The following is a 16,639-nucleotide window of genomic DNA, read 5'->3' on the forward strand; positions in this document are numbered from 1 at the left end:
AAAGAAACTGAAATGGACCTCGTCTCAACTCCCTGGCAAGTCGTGACAACAGCGCTCGCTTTCCTGTTTGGCATCCTGGTGGCCTGCGCAGCGGCTCGCTGGTTCGGCACCGACTTTCGCCGCGCGCTGCTGCTGTACTTCTGGCATACAAGCTTTAGCGTGGTCTATGCGCTGTATGTCAACAGATATGGCGGCGACTCCCTTCACTACTATCTCACTGGTCTAAAGGCCGACGTGACCTTCTCGTTTGGCACGGCCGCTGTCAGCTACATTACGATTTTCTTTGCGTCGATACTCGGCCTGTCGTTTCTTGGCACCTTCGTCGCCTTCAGCCTGTTTGGCTATATTGGCTTGATGGCGGTTGATGCCAGCTTTCGAATTGCTACCGAAAACAAATCCAGACTCGTGCGGTACTTCGCAACCCTGATTGTGCTGCTGCCATCAATCAGTTTCTGGTCCGCGGCGATCGGCAAGGATGCCCTGTCTTTTATGGCTGCGGGCCTGATTCTCTGGGCCGCCCTGAATCCAGCGCGCCGAACCTGGCTCATCGTTGTCTCAGTGTTGACGATGCTATTGGTACGCCCCCACATGGCGGGAATCATTGTCATCGCGCTGGCCGGCTCTCATTCCCTGCAACCTGGCGTTCCGTTGAGCAGACGTATTCTGGTCGGTGGCGCTGCGCTGGCAGCCTGCGCAATCCTCGTGCCGTTCGCAGTCGACTACGCGGGCCTGAAGGGAGGACTGAGCGGCGAAGAGCTGTCCAGTTATATCGAGCAGCGCCAAAGCGTGAACAGAGAGGGCGGCGGCGGCATCGATATCGCACGGATGAGCTTTCCCATGCAATTGTTTACATACCTGTTCCGCCCCCTGCCCTTTGAAGCATTCAATGCGTTTGCGCTGGCGGCCTCGCTCGACAACGTCATGCTTTTGTTTCTTTTTGTCGCTGGCGGCTGGCAGCTATTGAAACGCCGCACGCCCTCGTCCACCGTGAATCGCACATTTCTGTGGCTCTACGCCTCGCTCTCCTGGAGCATTCTCGCCATGACCAGCGCGAACCTGGGCATATCCCTGAGACAGAAATGGATGTTCGCACCCATGCTGATTTTTCTGATGCTGTCCGCCGTTGGCCGAAACCGTCGCATCATATCGTTTCATGTCCGTTCCAATGATTCATTGGGGCGGCAGTACGAGCTTCATCTCGTGCAGCCTACCGAACAGCATCTCTCCACGAGCGGGCCACGGAGAGCCTCATGAATACCAGGCCTGGCGCGCTCGTCATCTCGATCGACTTCGAGCTCTACTGGGGGGTGCGCGACAAGCGTAGCCTCGAAAGCTACCGCCAGCATCTGGCCGGCGTGTGGCAGGCGATTCCCAGCACGTTGGCGCTGTTCAAATCGTTCGGTATTCATGCCACATGGGCTACTGTCGGCCTGCTTTATTGCAAAAACAGCGAAGAAGCGCGATGCAGCATGCCGACCTTGCGACCCAACTATGAACGGCCCAATCTTTGTCCGTATGCGTATTTGACTTCGCACGACGATCTGGACGCCACCTATCACTTCAGTCCGGAACTCATCAGGCTTATTGCCGCTTGTCCTAAACAGGAGATCGCAACCCATACGTTCTCGCACTTTTACTGCAAGGAAGACGGCCAGACGCTGGAAACCTTCATCGCCGACATCGACGCTGCGATAAAGATAGCCCGCGACCACGGTTTTGAAACACGCAGCATCGTCTTTCCCCGAAACCAGTGGAATCCCGATTACCTTTCCGCGCTAAAGGATAGAGGCATTTGCTGCTTTCGGGGCAACGAGGCAAGCTGGTTCTATCAGGCCGTGGAAACACGGCGCCAAAACCCGCTGCGTCGTGCGGGACGGTTCATTGACACTTACCTAAACCTGTGCGGGCACCAGACTTATGTACCCGCTGCCTGCGCCCCCGGTCACCCTTACAATTTTCCTGCAAGCCGACTTCTGCGCCCCTGCGCGACTACGCTCCAGCTGCTTGAGCCTTTACGCCTGCGCCGGATACGGCAGTCCCTGCTCCATGCCGCAAAGCACGGCCAGGTATTTCATCTTTGGTGGCATCCACACAACTTCGGCGTCGACACCGACAACAACATCGCATTCCTGAGAAGGGTACTGGAGGATTTCGGCAAGCTGCGAGACCGGTACGGCATGCAATCTCTGACGATGAACGAGCTGTGTGAACAGATGGAGTGCGCGCAGTGAACATGCCCAAACCTTCGCTGGTGCTACTGGGCGGTCAAAGCATTTCGTCGCGCATTATGTATCACGCCTTGGCACAAGACTTTCACGTACTTGCCGTCATCCAGGAAAATCGCCCTTCGCGCAAAACGCTGCTTCAGCGACGCGTCAAAAAACTGGGGCTGCCGAAGGTGTCAGGGCAGCTACTGTTCATGGCCTATGACCGGCTGTACCTGCACAACCGGCAACAAAAGAAGATAGACGAACTGATCGAACGCTACAACCTGAACACCCAAGCATTTCCTGCGGCAATCGTGAAAACAGTCAACAGTGTCAATGACCCCGACACCATCGAAGCATTAAGACGCCACCGCCCTGATGCCGTGGTGATCAGCGGAACACGCATTATCTCAGCGGACGTCCTGGCCAGCATCAGCAGCCCTTTTCTGAATATTCACGCGGGAATCACGCCGCGCTATCGCGGTGTACATGGTGGCTATTGGGCACTCGCGAACGGCGACAGGGCGCACTGCGGCGTCACAGTACACCTGGTCGATACAGGTATCGACACAGGCGCGGTGCTGTATCAAACAGCGATAGACGTCGCCAACGACGATGGCTTTCATACCTACCCCATACATCAGATCGCCAAAGCCATTCCACTGATGAAACAGGCATTGCTCGACGTGGCGGCCAACAGACTGCAACCCGGCATTGGAGTGGGGCCCTCGCAACTCTGGTCTCATCCCACCTTGCTTGAATACATTAGAAATAGCGTAGCAGCCGGAGTCAGATAACGATGCATATGCCGAAAATTCGGAATGAATTTGGACGCAACGTCGTGACGCTGATGACGGGCACCACGCTGGCCCAGGCCTTGCCCATCGCGCTCAGCCCGTTGCTGAGCCGCCTGTATGCCCCTGACGATTTTGGCGTACTGGGTCTGTACATGGCAGTGTGCGCCATTCTCAGCGTTCTGGCGGCGGGCCGCTATGAGATCGCTATCCTTCAGCCTAAAGATGACAACGAGGCTGCCAACATCGCTGCACTGTCAGTGGTCATCACGCTGGGTACCGCCATAGCGTTGTGGCTCGTCATCCTCTGCTTTTGGGATGGCATTCTTGCAGCAAGCAACAGTCCTGAACTGGGCCGATGGCTATACCTGTTGCCTGCAAGCGTTTTGCTTACAGGGCTGTACCAGATACTGAACTACTGGAACAACCGGCAAAAACGATTCAAGCAACTGGCGGTCAGCCGCGCGGTCCAAAGCGCGGGGGCAGTGGGTACGCAGTGCGCTTTGGGTTTCCAGCACGGCGCAGGCAACGGGCTGATCGCTGGTTTTGTGATTGGACAAGTATGCGGCTTACTCAGCCTTGGGCGGGCAAACCTGAAATCCGCACGTGACGCCTGGCAGGCTGTTTCAGCAAAGGGCATCCGATCGGCAGGCGTCCGGTACAAGAAGTTCCCCTTGTTTTCGAGCTGGGGTGCGTTGCTGGACACCGCCGCCTTGCAGATGCCGCTGCTTGTCATTGCACAGATGTTCGGCGCCACCATAACGGGCTTGTTCAGCTTTGCCTTTCGTGTGCTGACAGTTCCGTTGAATCTGATATCCGGATCCATTGCACAGGTGCTGTTTCAACGCGTAGCCGAACTACATAATGACAACCCTTCAGTGCTCGGGCGCTATCTGCTGCGCATATTTCTGCTGCTTTGCTGCGTGAGTGCTCTACCGATTCTTCTATTCACGCTGTTCGGCAGGGAGATATTCACCGTCGTGTTCGGTGAGGCCTGGGCCCCGGCGGGTGATTACGCGGGCATTCTAGTCATTGCCGCAGCGGCAAGATTCACGGTGTACCCGCTTAGCGTCGTGCTGTCGCTCGATCACAACCTCAAGAAGGGCGTAGCGTGGCAGGTCCTGTACTTCGCAACGCTGACCACGGTTCTGTTCGCGTTCTCAAACAGCCGCGTGGATGTGTTTCTGAAAGCATTCGCCATCCACGAAGTGATTCTGTACGCCATCTATCTGGGCGTGATCCTCTGGGCAACCCGATACCTTGGATCCACCCACCGCGAGCAAGCCCAGGCCAGCGTCAGCGCACCGCCCGCAATCCCAAAACCATAAAGCTCAACTTCGCAGCAGCGAAATGAGGCCCCTCCGCATTCCCGCGGTCCGGCCATTCACTACCGATACAACCGGGGGGAAGTTCCATGTGTGGCATAACAGGCGGCTGGTGGAGGGACAGGCCCGTAAACATAGAGGCACATATCGCCTCATCGCTGGACAAACTCAAGCAGCGCGGACCCGACGATCGCGGCGTCACCTACGCGGCAGCGGCGAATGGCACGCTGGCGCTTGGGCATACCCGTCTATCCATTATCGATCTGAGCTCGGCGGGGCACCAACCCATGCATTCCCCTGATCGACGATACAGCATTGTCTTCAACGGCGAGATATACAACTACCGCGAACTTCGAGACGAGCTTGCCACGCAGGGATATATGTTTACGTCGGACTCTGATACCGAGGTGCTGCTCGCGGCCTGGCAACACTGGCGTGAGATGTGTTTGCCACGGCTCGAAGGCATGTTCGCCTTTGTGGTGCACGATAGTGTGGAGAAATCACTGGCCTGCGTGCGGGACGCTTTCGGGATAAAGCCCTTTTACTATGAGCAGCACCGTGGCCGGTTTCTGTTCTCCTCAGAATTGCCCGCGCTGCTCCAGCTTCGCGAGGATAAGCCCGAGCCCGACCTTCAACGTTGTTACGACTACTTGGTCAATGGAGACACAGAGAGCAGCACAAGCTCCTTCGTCAAGAATGTAAAGCATCTGTTGCCTGGACATTGGCTGAAAGTCGATCTGTCCAGCGGCAGCCCTTACCTTGCTGAACAGCAATGCTGGTGGCGGCCCTCCGTTGAGGAATCTGCACACTATAGCTTCGAGCAGGCGGCAGAAGCGATTCGCGAACAGTTTCTGCAGAACATTCGCCTTCATCTGCGCAGTGATGTGCCGCTGGGTGCATGCTTGTCTGGGGGCATCGATTCGTCCGCCATCGTTTGCGCAATGCGCCATGTCGACCCAGAGCTTCCTATCAACACATTCAGTTTTGTGACGCCTGGTTTTGCGCGATCTGAAGAGCACTGGGCTGACCGCATCAACAAACATGTCGGCGCTGTCAGCCACAAGATAAGCGCTTCCGGCGCAGACTTGGCGCGCGATCTGGATAGACTGGTTCAGGCTCAAGGCGAACCGTTCGGCAGCACCAATATTTATGCGCACTATCTGGTATGCGAGCGCGTTCGCAAGGAGGGCATCACGGTAACACTGGAGGGCCAGGGCGCGGACGAGCTTTTGGCCGGCTATGTTGGCTATCCGGGATACAGAATGCTCAGCCTGATTGAGCGAGGCGACTTCATTGGGGCGCAGCGCTTTGCGCTCAGGTGGGGAGAATGGCCCGGCCGCAGCTATAGCCTGGCGTGGAAGAATTTCGCCCGCGTCGCGTTATCCGAGCGCGGCTACCTCATGGCTCGCAAGGCGTTCGGCGCCCCACTTCGTCCCACGTGGCTCAACACAAACATGATGATGGATGCTGGCGTCAAGCCTGTATTCAACCGTGAGATCCGACAGCACAACTTCAAAGGCCGCCGCGTTATCGAACAGCAGATCTATGCGCTTCAGACACGAGCCCTACCCAGCCTGCTGCGCCATGGAGACAGAAGCTCAATGCAGTTCTCGGTAGAAAGCAGACTGCCTTTCCTGACCGTTCCCCTGGCCAATCTTCTGCTTTCGATGCCCGAGCATTACTTGATCTCGGCCAATGGCGAAACCAAGAGTGTTTTTCGCGCCGCCATGCGCGGCATTGTGCCTGATGAAGTGCTGTACAGAAAAGACAAGATCGGGTTCGAAGCCCCCGAGGAAGCCTGGCTCATGGGCCAGAACAGCCCGGTAAGAGAGTGGCTCCGGGCAAGTCATCGCATTCCTTTTATCAACCAGCAGGCCCTGCTGGATGCTTTCGATGCCATCGCGCAAGGAAAAGCCGCCTTTTCCTGGCAGGTATGGCGATGGGTCAATTTTGTCAGATGGTACGAGCAGCTTGGACTGGTGTGACACCCCGTTTCCAGGCAACGAACAAGGAGCAATAAAAATGAGTACGGCGAAGCAAGCATACCGAGCGTTATGCAATAGTGAGCCTTCCATACCCGTCTTCAGCAAAGCATGGTGGCTGGATGCGGCAGCGGGTTCGGAAAACTGGGATGTTGTCATCGTTGAACGAGAAGGCGAAATCGTCGCCTCGCTCCCCTTTGTCATCAAGAGGCTGCTGGGAATAACGCTGCTCACCCAGCCATCGCTCACCCAGACACTGGGGCCGTGGCTCAAGCCAACATCGCTGAAATCATCCAAGCTGCTGAGCTGGGAAAAAGAGCAGATGCAGGCCCTGATCGCGCAGTTGCCGCCTTACTCGCACTATGTCCAGCAATGGCACTACTCCTATAGCAACTGGCTGCCTTTTTACTGGAAAGGATTCACTCAGACAACCCGCTATACCTTTGTCATTGATGATCTGTCAGACATAGCCAGTGTGTATGCCGGCTTCTCGCATGCAAAGCGCTACGAGATCAGAAAGGCGGAAAAACACATTCGCATCGCATTCGATCTTTCAGCCGAGGAGTTTTACGAGAATCACAAAATGGCGTTGGCTCTGCAACGCAGAAAGATCAGCTATTCATTTTCGCTTTTCAAGAAACTGTATGAGACCGCCTATCGGCACGACGCCGGACGAACCATTGCCGGCTATGACAAAGACGGCAATCTACACGCCGCCCTGTTCGTTGTGTGGGATGCAAACAGTGCTTATGGGCTGATCAGCACTATTGACCCGCGATTCAGGGGAAGCGGCGCGCCTTCTCTCCTGATACGAGAAATTATCCGCTTTGTCTCACCCTTGACAACCAGCTTCGATTTCGAAGGAAGCATGACCGAGGACCTGGCCCGCTCCTATCGGCAATTCAGCACCCAGAAACAGCCCTACTTTCGCGTGTCGAGGACGCCTTCGAAGCTCTACGCCACGGCAAAGTTTCTGCGCTCGATGATTTCGACAACCGCCTGAAACATTTTGGCGGGAAGCCCGAACCCGCCTTTCTCCTTCATCCCTCACAGGGAGAGCATCATGAAATTCTTGCTAGTCGCGAGCTACGCGGAATCGATCACGCAGTTTCGCGGGCCATTTATACAGGCCTTGATCGCCAAAGGCATGGAGGTTCACATTGCAGCCCCAGGTCTATCGCGCAACAGTACCACCCGGCACGAGCTCGAATCCAGAGGTCTGGCCACGCATGACATTGCGCTCAGGCGCACAGGCATGAATCCACTGCGCGATCTGTTCACCTTGTGGGTTCTGTGGCGGTTGATGATGCGGTTACAGCCGGACTTTGTCATGGGCTATACCATTAAGCCAGTTATCTATGGCACGCTCGCCGCGTGGCTGGCCCGCGTGCCCCACCGCTACGCGCTGATCACCGGGCTGGGATACGCCTTCGCGGGAAAAAATGGCGAAGGTTCACGGCCCGGCTTGTGCCGCCGAGTCGCTCAGGCGCTGTACACCACAGCCCTTGGCCATGCGCACAAGACCTTCTTTCAGAATCCGGATGACGAACAATTATTCCGGTCACTGGGCATCCTGCATCCCTCCGCCAAAACCGTGGTGATCAATGGATCAGGCATCAATCTGAAGCAGTTCGCACCAGCCCCCTTGCCGCAGTCGCCACATTTTCTGTTGGTCGCTCGACTGTTGAGAAACAAAGGCGTGCGCGAATATTGCGAAGCCGCAATGCGCATACATCGCCAACATCCCCACACTCGCTTCACGTTGGTGGGATGGCTGGACGACAATCCCGATTCTGTATCCCAGCAAGAACTCGAAGGCTGGCTGGCCCAGGGGCACCTGGACTTTCTTGGTCGCCTGGACGATGTGCGGCCTGCCATCGCCGCATGCAACGTCTACGTTCTGCCTTCTTATCGCGAAGGAACGCCACGCACTGTGCTTGAAGCCATGTCCATGGGAAGGGCGGTAATCACCACGGATGCACCCGGCTGTCGGGAAACCGTGATCAACGGCCATAACGGCTATCTCATCCCCGTCCAGTGCGTAGACTCGCTCACCGCTGCCATGCAGCATTTTGTCGACGATCCTGGGCTTGCCAGGAGGATGGGCGCTTATTCGCGTCGCATCGCAGAACACAAGTACGACGTAGGCAAGGTCAATGCAGTCATGTTGCGCGAGATGGGTATTGGTTTTCATCACACACATTCTCATTCCGCCTACAAACGCCATCTGGCGACCGTTCGATAAAGCCAGGCACAACAAGGAGACAAATCATCATGCGAATTTATGCCATTGTGGGCATCGGCGGCCATGGCCGCGAAACCATGCCACTTGCTGAAGAGATGCTCAACCAGTTTCATATGGAAGACGACTACAGGCTGGTCTTTGTCGATGACAACAACAGCTCACCCTACACCAATGGCCACGATATTCTTGCACCAGAAGACTTTCTGGCATTGGACGCCGAGAAGTTCTTCAACGTTGCAATCGCGGACAGCCACTGCCGGGAAAGACTGGCCGAGAAACTTACAGGCGGTGGCGCACAGCCCTTTACCGTGCGCGCGTCCAACAGCGGCGCACTCTCCAGCAGCCACATTTCACCCGGCGCCATTCTCAGCCCGTACTCCCTGATCACTGCGAACGCGACGATAGGCAAATTCTTCCATGCAAACATGTACGCCTATGTAGCCCATGACTGCGAAATAGGTGATTTCGTGACCTTCGCTCCGCGCGTCTGCTGCAACGGCGGCGTTGTCGTCGAAGACCACGTGTATATCGGCACAGGCGCGGTGATCAGACAGAGCATGAAGGGCCGCCGCATCGTCATCGGCGAAGGCGCCTTCATCGGCATGGGAGCGGTTGTCACCAAAAGCGTACCGCCCTACACAACAGTCGTCGGCAATCCTGCAAGACCCTTGCGCCCCACCCCCGCCACCCGACGCGCCAACGGCAATGCCACGGGCAAAGTCACCGCACTGCCAACAATCCTGTCGCGCCTGCACAGATAGCGCAACTCCTCCCCCAAAGAACAACGATATCGATAGAGAGGGATGAGATGGATAATATCGTCACCACGCACGAGCCTGGGCTCGCGCCTGTCGCGCACACGACGCACAGCTTGCGTGCGCATCTTCTTGCCTGGCCCAAGAACAGAAAGCGCTCGCTCCAGCTGATCGTCGACACGCTCCTCATCTGGGCGGCACTCTGGCTGTCGTTCTACCTCAGGCTGGACAATATCAGCCTGATCCATCCACTGGGTGGTCACGCATGGCTGTTTGCGCTGGCCCCCGCCATCGGCTTGCCGACCTTCCACTTATGCAGGCTCTATCGAACGGTAACTCGCTATGCGGGCCTGCAGGCCGTCGCCATCACCGCACTGGCCATATTGATTTCGACCACACTGCTGACCCTGTGCATTCTGCTGCATCCCACGCCAGAAACGCCAGTACCGCGCTCCATAGTCATCATCTATGCGCTGCTGTCGCTGTTTTTTATTGCCGGCCTTCGTCTGTTGATGCGACAGTACTTTCTGGGATCAGGGCGGGCCGACACCAGGTTTCCGGTGTCCACCAATCCATCGCACTGCAGGCGCATATGCGTTGTGATCTACGGTGCGGGCGCGGCAGGCAATCAGTTGCTCATGGCGCTGCGCCTGGGCCACGGTCGCCACCCCGTGGCCTTCATCGACGACAATCCTGAACTGGCCGGCAGAGTCATTGCTGGCCTGCCCGTCCACGGTATTGCCGAGCTCGAACAACTGATCGAACGCAAACACGTGCAGGAAGTGCTTCTGGCCATTCCATCCGCCCCACGCAACCGCCGTGCGGAAATCATCCAGCACCTGAATCGCCACGATATCAGTGTCCGAACTATTCCGGGGTTAATGGACGTTGCCAGCGGCCGCGTCAAGGTTCAGGATCTGCGGGAAGTCGATATTTCCGACCTGCTGGGACGCGATCCTGTGCGACCGCATCCCGAACTGTTCGAACGCTGCATCAAAGGCAAGGCGGTGCTGGTCACAGGCGCGGGGGGTTCCATAGGCGCGGAACTCTGTCGGCAAATCATCACATGCCTGCCCCGCCGCCTTATCCTCTACGAGCAATGCGAGTTCAACCTCTACAGCATTCATAAGGATCTTGAGTCGCGCATTGTTTCCAAAGGACTGGAGATCGAGATTCTGCCTATCCTGAATTCGGTACGCAACGAAGAAAGACTGTTCGAAGCCATGTCGATCTGGGAAGTTGATACGGTCTATCACGCCGCAGCCTACAAGCACGTTCCCATGGTTGAACGGAATATTGCCGAAGGCATCGTCAACAATATCTTCGGAACCTTGAGCTCGGCTCAGGCCGCCATGCGCGCGCGCGTCAGCAATTTCGTGCTCATCTCCACGGATAAGGCCGTACGTCCGACCAGCACCATGGGCAGCACCAAGCGGGTGGCAGAACTCATTCTCCAGGCACTGGCCCGAGAGCCCCAACCCCGCCTGTATGGCTCGCGCCAGGCACTCGCCATCCACAACCCCACCTGTTTCACCATGGTGCGTTTTGGCAATGTTCTGGATTCATCCGGGTCGGTTATACCGCTTTTCAGAGAGCAGATCCGCAACGGCGGGCCGGTCACGGTCACCCATCCTGACATCACGCGTTATTTCATGACCATACCCGAAGCGTCTCAACTCGTTATTCAGGCAGGTTCCATGGGAACCGGCGGCGACGTTTTCGTGCTTGATATGGGAGAACCGGTCAAGATACTGGACCTGGCCGTGAATATGGTGAGGCTGTCTGGGCTCAGCGTTCATTCCGCCAACAACCCGGGCGGCGATATTGCCATCCGCTTTACAGGCCTTAGACCAGGCGAAAAACTGTACGAGGAGTTGCTCATCGGCAAACATGTGGCGCCTACCCGTCATCCCAAGATCAAGCGAGCCAACGAACGCCATGTCGAATGGGAAGCGCTGAAGAAAGCATTGACCAGCCTCGACAAGGCTGTCAGGAATGATGACTACGCCGCCATCCGACAGATTTTCTTCAGATTGGTCGATGGCTATGCGCCTGATGAGGAAATCATCGACTGGCTGCTGCCGCCTCAAAAACAAGACGAACCCATCCCGGCGGCCAGCCTTGCTCCACATCCCCGCAATGAGGTCAAGACGGCCGGATTTGGCACCTAGCCCCGCGGCAAGGCCGACGCGGGGGGTGCGCCATGATTTTTTTTTTAATCCCTGCTAGAATACCGGACTTGCCTGATGCGCGTCCTTCCTTCGACCCGGTCGCACGCCAGTCAATCAGGCATATGGCATCGCCCGGCATTGCGGGCGGCAGACAGGACAGGTGGCAGAGTGGTCGAATGCGCCGGACTCGAAATCCGGTATACGTTTAGGCGTATCGTGAGTTCGAATCTCACCCTGTCCGCCAGAGAAATCAAGTACTTACGACACATTGAAAGCCGCCTATTTGAGCGGCTTTTTTTATGCGTGGTGGGGGAAAATTTGACGGATCGAAATGCCAGCCCGCCACCGAGCGGGCTATTTTTTTGTCTGGACGGAGCGTACATACCCTTGCAGCCCCCCTACTTTATCGGCGAGCCTTGCAGCTTCTCGGCCCATATAGTCATATTCTTGGACACACTCGATAAGTATTCCGATCCCGTCCGCTCCGGCGTCATCAGATCGGCTGCTGGCGTGGGCAGTTTTGGCGTTGTCGCTACGTTCGCGCAACAGCCCGTCAAGGCGAGCACGAACGCTGGCAACATCCTTTTGAGCAGCCTCGCGAGCCAGCACGGCCCCTCGGTATTGGGCGTCAGCCTGATCTCGTTCATATTGCATCCCTTGTTCGATGGCGATTTGCTGTAGGACGGTTTTGGCTTTCTGGTCAGCCACGCCTTGCCGATAGCCTGAGTGATGCAGCCACCAGCCAGCCAAAGCAAGCAAGGCCAGCGCCAGGGCGGCTAGTTGAGCCCGGATAGACATAGCTTGACCTCGGCTTCGCGGCGATTCTCAAGACCGCGCAGCTTGACCTTGCGCCCCGCCACCGTCACGTACACCCAGCGGCGCATCTGCTCGCAGGCCTCGCGGTACCGCCCCTGGTTGTGCAGCTTGAGCAAGGTAGACCCTCGAAACGCCGCATCGCCCACGTTGTAAGTAAAGCTGATGTACGACGCGAGAGTCGGCGTACTGACGGGCTTTTCGGTGAGCGTGAGCACCTTGTCACCGATGCGCAAAGCCTCGCCATTTAAGAGCGCCTTGCATTCATCCAGGCTACGGATATGGTCGCGGCGCACGTTCTTGGTGTTGCCGAAGCAATCGGTAAGAATACCGGCAGAGTCAAGATACGGCCCGCCGGTGTAGCCTTCCAGACCGGCGAGTAGCGATATAGCGATGGCAGCCGCTGCGCCCGCGCCAACCCTTTCCTTGATTGTCATCTGCGCACCCAGCCAAACAGCGCCCGCCATATACGTCCAATAAGCGGGTATTTCTCCACCAGATCAGGCAACTTGATTGCGATGAGGATGAGCACATAGATGGCCCACAAAGCGAGCACAACGGTGTCCAGCGTCCAGCCATAGATGAGAGCGCCGCTTACCGTGGCAGCAGGTGCATGCAGTCCATCATCTTGCATCATGATTTTGATCCTTTGGGGCATACGCGCCTCCGCGTGCGGTTAGAGAAGGATTTTGTTTGTTCAGGTAGTTGCATCAGCTATCCGAGTTTGGGTGAGGTCATCGCGGCCTCCAATGGTTGGGCTAAGGTTCAATTTGCTGCCACCATGTGCGCCAGGTAGCGACGAGTTCGGGGCTGTTCATGGGGGGGATTTCAGAGTTGGGCAGGATTGCGGCAGACCAGCCTAATCGACGCTAAAGCTTAGGCCGTCCAGCGCGAACGGTCCCAGCCCGCCACTTCCTGGCGCCCCCGCATAGTTAGCGTTATCAACAACCAGGTTGCCATTACTCAATACGCGCAATGCGACGGCAGTAGTGGCGGCTCCTGTGCCTCTTGCTACTGAGGTGAGCGATGTGTACCGCGACGTATAGTGGCCCGAGGGCATGGTGAATATCGCGTTAGAAGTCGCATCCACGCCAGTGATATAACCGCGCAGACACACCCTGTTCCCTATTTTTTTGTACGAAAAAGGGTGATAGGTCGATGTGCCTGCATTTGCCCATCCGTTCAGCAAAGCGGCTGGAACGGTCCACTCATCCTCAACCGGTTTAGGGGCTTGGTAGGCGTTTAATATGGGGTCGTAGATTGTGGCGCCAGGTGACGCCTTAATGCCGGGCGAGCAATACTGTATCTGTGCGTTCTCAGGCTCACCCAAAGCTCGCTGAATTGCAGTGTCGTTAAAATCTCCCGCTAACAGTGACGGCGCGTAGAAGATAAAATCTGTATCGCCCAGCCCTTGACAAAGCCAATGATTACCCAGGCTTGTGATGCAGCGGGTCGGTATCCCGGTGTTATTTACAATTCTGGCGAAACCCTTGGTAGACACCATGTTGCCAAGCAGCGTGATCGTCCCGAAGCCGAAGAACAGGTCGGCACCTGTATAAAACGGTTTAGCCAATCCATTTCCGGCAGGCGCTGTCGGGTAATTCTCCACATATACGCCAACCATAATAATGGGAGGCCGAGCACCGGCCGCACCAGAAAATGCCCGCGTCGTTATCTTCTCTATCGAGCCGCCACGGAAGAATATAGGTCCATCGCCTCCCGCGAATGATCCTATGTAGTCAAGTTCGCTGTATTGACAATCGTTAGAGTTAAAGTTGTTCGCATTAAAGTTTTTGTATACGCGCTGCGCTTTACCGAAACGGCAATTATTGAATTTGTGGTAGTACCCACCTTTCCATTCAAGCAGATTCTCAAATCCATCAACGAAGCAATCTCTGGCCTCGATAACAGCGCTCGATTCAATTCCCACTGACCCAGGAGCAAAGAAGTCACCAGACCCTTGATATCCAGTAATGTGCATACCTTCGAGCACCAGGCGACTTCCTCCTGTCACCTTGATGGCAATTCCTGCTTGTGGCGGAAAAACAAGATGGGTGTTGTATTTGCCATCTCCCTGAAGAACGATTTGCCTGTTTGCCACAAGCTCAATCTCGTCCATGTTCAGATAATAGATACCAGCTGGTATCCGTAACTTGGCACCCTTGCCATAGCCATTAATGTTGCCGGAGGGTATGTCGTTAATCGCATTGATGAGCGCCGCCGTGGGATTCACGCCGGTGGCGGCCAGATAACGACCGTAGGTGAATGTCTCTAGTACCTCATTGGCTACACTTCGATTCTCACTTACCACCACCATCGCCGCCCCCTTGCTTGGATCGGCCAACTTGCCCTTAAGCTCGTCGACCTTCTCCTGGGCGGCGGTGCCGGCAGTAGCAGCGCTTTCGGCAGCTTCCAGCGCTTTATCGGATGCTGTGCTGGCGGCTCCGGTGGCGATCCCAATCGCATGCTCCACATCGCCGAACTGTGTCGCGATGGCCTCAGTATCATTCTTGGCTTGTTGGGCAGCATCCTTAGCTGATGCGGCCTCGGCTTTTGCCTGCGCTGCGGCTTGGGCGTCTGCTTCGGCCTGGGCGGCCTTGTTGGATGAAACCTGAGCGCTAGCCACGGATTGAGACGCGGCTGCCTGCGCTTTCTGAATGGCCTCTTGCGCCTGGTCGATGGGAGGATACGGAGGCCGGTCAATGAGCGGGTCCATCGACAGCGCACCGTTGCCGTCAGGCACAACAACCGTAAAGCTAACATCCTGCGGACTGGCTGAGCGGATCGTCACGCGATAGCTCGATGATCCTGTGCCGCGCTCATTAGGCCACAAGGGGAGCGTATACATCCCATTTGCATCTGTTACGGTCTGCGCGTGATACGGGACAACCACCCCGCCGTCTGTCTCAAACCGATTTAGCTTTGCCAGTACTTTCGCTCCGGCTGCGGGCTTGCCATCCGGGGTATAGACCGTGCCGCTTACGGGCCGTGTTTTAAGCGCCATGTGATGCCCTTTTTATGACTGGTATGCCTGGATAGGGCCAAAATCCCCTGCCATGGCTCTCGCATGCAACTCGCGGCCATAGTCCGTGCTGTCGTCAGCATTGGCAGTAAATGGGATTGGAGCCGGGAACTGCTCAAACTTCACATCAAGGTCGATCAGTTTGTTATCCGGACTGGAGTAGCGTGGGTTAAGTGCGTATTGGTAGCTCATGATTAAGATATCCGAATGAAAACGGTGATTGCTGTCGAGCCTGAGCCTGTGCTGCTCGTGTATCCCATACACCGCCATGTGCCGCTAAGGCTATAACTGGTAGTAATGGAATCGGCTGACGCGAACCGAAGATTGGCGCCAGAAACAAGAGAGTTCGGGTTGACGGCCACCGCGCTACGCAGCAGGCAAGTCGATCCGACAAGACCGGCCTCTATGTTCACCAGTGCGGCAGTAGCGGCGGATACAAAGTTGGTAATTTGGCCTGACGTGTGCGTGTGCGAAACATTTGCTTTGGAGGCGGGATTGAAATTTCCGGTGTGATATATCTCAACAGCGGATTTCAAACTTCCAGAAACATTGTTGGATGATTGAAGATAGAACCGATCTTGATACGGATAGTTTGATAGCCTGAATCCGCCTTGGTTTTGCTGATAGGGCATATTCAGGATGAACGTTCCCCCACTCACGGCACTGGCGTCGTAATACAGCCCAAAAGGATCAGCAGACGCCAAATCCTTTGACACCATGAATCCACCCAGCCCAAAATCGCCAACCCTCAACGCACGCCCCTCTGTTGAGTCATGATCGCTGGTTGTGGCTGTTAATGTGGCCGCCGTACCCAATAACTCCAGCGCCTCTTGAACCGTCTGCGCATCCAGTAGATCGGTCGCTGTAAACGGCACGGTATCGGCTGTCGGAATTCTCGCCAGGCACTGCCATACGCCTGTCTCTGTGTTAACAAAAGCAAAGGCATCGTCCAGCTCGGTTACGATATCTTTAGCACCCGGTAAAACCAGAGATTCGGAGTGCTTCAAGGTGATGCCCGCCTCAAACGAGAGGTGAATCAGCCTGCCATCGAATGTGTCGGTAAAGGTCAGGATGTCGTTTTCGGCTTTTGTCACGCGAAGGTACGAGCCTTCATCCGGAATAGGCAGCGAGGACGAGCTGGGTACGGATTCGGCAATGGAGAATTGCTTGCGTATAATTGACGCGTGGCCTCTGAGTATGTCATCAAGACCGCCGCCCACCAGGTCGCCACCTTGCGGTGTATTGTTGGCGGCTATGGGGTCAAGATCTGTAATGCTATTTGGTGCCGGCATAGTTGCTGTCCAATAAAAAAGCCCTCACGAAGG

The 16,639-nt window shown here is 56.2% G+C and carries 15 protein-coding genes and 1 tRNA gene; 10 read left to right on the forward strand and 6 right to left on the reverse strand.

Annotation, left to right across the window (positions count from 1 at the left end):
* Nucleotides 1-12 precede the first annotated feature (12 nt).
* From ERE07_RS09490 to ERE07_RS09535, 10 genes are all read left to right on the forward strand, one after another.
* The gene (locus tag ERE07_RS09490) at nucleotides 13-1,254 is read left to right on the forward strand and encodes a TagF domain-containing protein (protein WP_167670798.1); all 1,242 of its coding nucleotides are present in this window, start codon (nucleotides 13-15) and stop codon (nucleotides 1,252-1,254) included.
* Nucleotides 1,251-2,231: a polysaccharide deacetylase family protein gene (locus ERE07_RS09495; protein WP_130008570.1), complete on the forward strand. Its 981-nt coding sequence runs from the start codon at nucleotides 1,251-1,253 to the stop codon at nucleotides 2,229-2,231. The genes ERE07_RS09490 and ERE07_RS09495 overlap by 4 nt, the downstream gene beginning before the upstream one ends.
* A gap of 2 nt (nucleotides 2,232-2,233) precedes the next feature.
* Nucleotides 2,234-3,004 (forward strand): formyl transferase, encoded by a 771-nt coding sequence (locus ERE07_RS09500; RefSeq protein ID WP_209021125.1) that lies wholly within the window; start codon nucleotides 2,234-2,236, stop codon nucleotides 3,002-3,004.
* An 8-nt stretch (nucleotides 3,005-3,012) separates the two neighbouring features.
* Entirely contained in the window at nucleotides 3,013-4,329 is a 1,317-nt protein-coding gene (locus ERE07_RS09505; RefSeq protein WP_167670800.1) for a lipopolysaccharide biosynthesis protein, read from the forward strand.
* A gap of 86 nt (nucleotides 4,330-4,415) precedes the next feature.
* On the forward strand, nucleotides 4,416-6,311 hold the full coding sequence (gene asnB / locus ERE07_RS09510; RefSeq protein ID WP_130008572.1) for an asparagine synthase (glutamine-hydrolyzing): 1,896 nt from the start codon (nucleotides 4,416-4,418) through the stop codon (nucleotides 6,309-6,311).
* A 37-nt stretch (nucleotides 6,312-6,348) separates the two neighbouring features.
* Complete coding sequence (locus ERE07_RS09515) at nucleotides 6,349-7,311, forward strand: GNAT family N-acetyltransferase (protein WP_130008573.1); 963 nt, start codon at nucleotides 6,349-6,351, stop codon at nucleotides 7,309-7,311.
* 60 nt (nucleotides 7,312-7,371) lie between these two features.
* Nucleotides 7,372-8,553 (forward strand): glycosyltransferase family 4 protein, encoded by a 1,182-nt coding sequence (locus ERE07_RS09520; RefSeq protein ID WP_130008574.1) that lies wholly within the window; start codon nucleotides 7,372-7,374, stop codon nucleotides 8,551-8,553.
* 29 nt (nucleotides 8,554-8,582) lie between these two features.
* The gene (locus tag ERE07_RS09525; protein WP_167670801.1) at nucleotides 8,583-9,314 is read left to right on the forward strand and encodes a PglD-related sugar-binding protein; all 732 of its coding nucleotides are present in this window, start codon (nucleotides 8,583-8,585) and stop codon (nucleotides 9,312-9,314) included.
* Between the two features lie 47 nt (nucleotides 9,315-9,361).
* A complete protein-coding gene (locus ERE07_RS09530) occupies nucleotides 9,362-11,479 on the forward strand; it encodes a polysaccharide biosynthesis protein (protein ID WP_130008575.1) in 2,118 nt (705 codons plus the stop codon).
* Nucleotides 11,480-11,633: 154 nt separating this feature from the next.
* Nucleotides 11,634-11,723: transfer RNA gene (locus ERE07_RS09535), tRNA-Ser, on the forward strand.
* Nucleotides 11,724-11,833: 110 nt separating this feature from the next.
* Here ERE07_RS09535 and ERE07_RS09540 read toward each other — a convergent pair.
* From ERE07_RS09540 to ERE07_RS09565, 6 genes are all read right to left on the reverse strand, one after another.
* Nucleotides 11,834-12,277, reverse strand: coding sequence for a hypothetical protein (locus ERE07_RS09540; protein ID WP_130008576.1), 444 nt, complete (start codon nucleotides 12,275-12,277; stop codon nucleotides 11,834-11,836).
* A complete protein-coding gene (locus ERE07_RS09545; protein ID WP_167670803.1) occupies nucleotides 12,256-12,729 on the reverse strand; it encodes a lysozyme in 474 nt (157 codons plus the stop codon). The genes ERE07_RS09540 and ERE07_RS09545 overlap by 22 nt, the downstream gene beginning before the upstream one ends.
* A complete protein-coding gene (locus tag ERE07_RS09550) occupies nucleotides 12,726-12,929 on the reverse strand; it encodes a hypothetical protein (protein WP_130008578.1) in 204 nt (67 codons plus the stop codon). The genes ERE07_RS09545 and ERE07_RS09550 overlap by 4 nt, the downstream gene beginning before the upstream one ends.
* Nucleotides 12,930-13,151: 222 nt before the next feature.
* Entirely contained in the window at nucleotides 13,152-15,296 is a 2,145-nt protein-coding gene (locus ERE07_RS09555; protein WP_130008579.1) for a carboxypeptidase-like regulatory domain-containing protein, read from the reverse strand.
* Nucleotides 15,297-15,308: 12 nt separating this feature from the next.
* Nucleotides 15,309-15,506, reverse strand: a complete 198-nt coding sequence (locus tag ERE07_RS09560) for a hypothetical protein (protein WP_130008580.1) — start codon at nucleotides 15,504-15,506, stop codon at nucleotides 15,309-15,311.
* Between the two features lie 2 nt (nucleotides 15,507-15,508).
* Nucleotides 15,509-16,606 carry a hypothetical protein gene (locus tag ERE07_RS09565; RefSeq protein WP_130008581.1) on the reverse strand — a complete coding sequence of 366 codons (1,098 nt, stop codon included), beginning with the start codon at nucleotides 16,604-16,606 and terminating at the stop codon, nucleotides 15,509-15,511.
* Nucleotides 16,607-16,639: the final 33 nt, after the last annotated feature.

It is taken from the genome of Allopusillimonas ginsengisoli (assembly GCF_004153455.1).
Lineage (GTDB): Bacteria > Pseudomonadota > Gammaproteobacteria > Burkholderiales > Burkholderiaceae_B > Allopusillimonas > Allopusillimonas ginsengisoli.

Bases quoted from the DNA above. Each gene is read 5' to 3' on its own strand.
- ERE07_RS09515 (WP_130008573.1), top strand. From the start codon at position 6,349: ATGAGTACGGCGAAGCAAGCATACCGAGCGTTATGCAATAGTGAGCCT.
- ERE07_RS09555 (WP_130008579.1), bottom strand. From the start codon at position 15,296: ATGGCGCTTAAAACACGGCCCGTAAGCGGCACGGTCTATACCCCGGAT.
- ERE07_RS09495 (WP_130008570.1), top strand. From the start codon at position 1,251: ATGAATACCAGGCCTGGCGCGCTCGTCATCTCGATCGACTTCGAGCTC.
- asnB (WP_130008572.1), top strand. From the start codon at position 4,416: ATGTGTGGCATAACAGGCGGCTGGTGGAGGGACAGGCCCGTAAACATA.
- ERE07_RS09560 (WP_130008580.1), bottom strand. From the start codon at position 15,506: ATGAGCTACCAATACGCACTTAACCCACGCTACTCCAGTCCGGATAAC.
- ERE07_RS09540 (WP_130008576.1), bottom strand. From the start codon at position 12,277: ATGTCTATCCGGGCTCAACTAGCCGCCCTGGCGCTGGCCTTGCTTGCT.
- ERE07_RS09490 (WP_167670798.1), top strand. From the start codon at position 13: ATGGACCTCGTCTCAACTCCCTGGCAAGTCGTGACAACAGCGCTCGCT.
- ERE07_RS09505 (WP_167670800.1), top strand. From the start codon at position 3,013: ATGCCGAAAATTCGGAATGAATTTGGACGCAACGTCGTGACGCTGATG.
- ERE07_RS09520 (WP_130008574.1), top strand. From the start codon at position 7,372: ATGAAATTCTTGCTAGTCGCGAGCTACGCGGAATCGATCACGCAGTTT.
- ERE07_RS09530 (WP_130008575.1), top strand. From the start codon at position 9,362: ATGGATAATATCGTCACCACGCACGAGCCTGGGCTCGCGCCTGTCGCG.
- ERE07_RS09525 (WP_167670801.1), top strand. From the start codon at position 8,583: ATGCGAATTTATGCCATTGTGGGCATCGGCGGCCATGGCCGCGAAACC.
- ERE07_RS09550 (WP_130008578.1), bottom strand. From the start codon at position 12,929: ATGATGCAAGATGATGGACTGCATGCACCTGCTGCCACGGTAAGCGGC.
- ERE07_RS09545 (WP_167670803.1), bottom strand. From the start codon at position 12,729: ATGACAATCAAGGAAAGGGTTGGCGCGGGCGCAGCGGCTGCCATCGCT.
- ERE07_RS09500 (WP_209021125.1), top strand. From the start codon at position 2,234: ATGCCCAAACCTTCGCTGGTGCTACTGGGCGGTCAAAGCATTTCGTCG.
- ERE07_RS09565 (WP_130008581.1), bottom strand. From the start codon at position 16,606: ATGCCGGCACCAAATAGCATTACAGATCTTGACCCCATAGCCGCCAAC.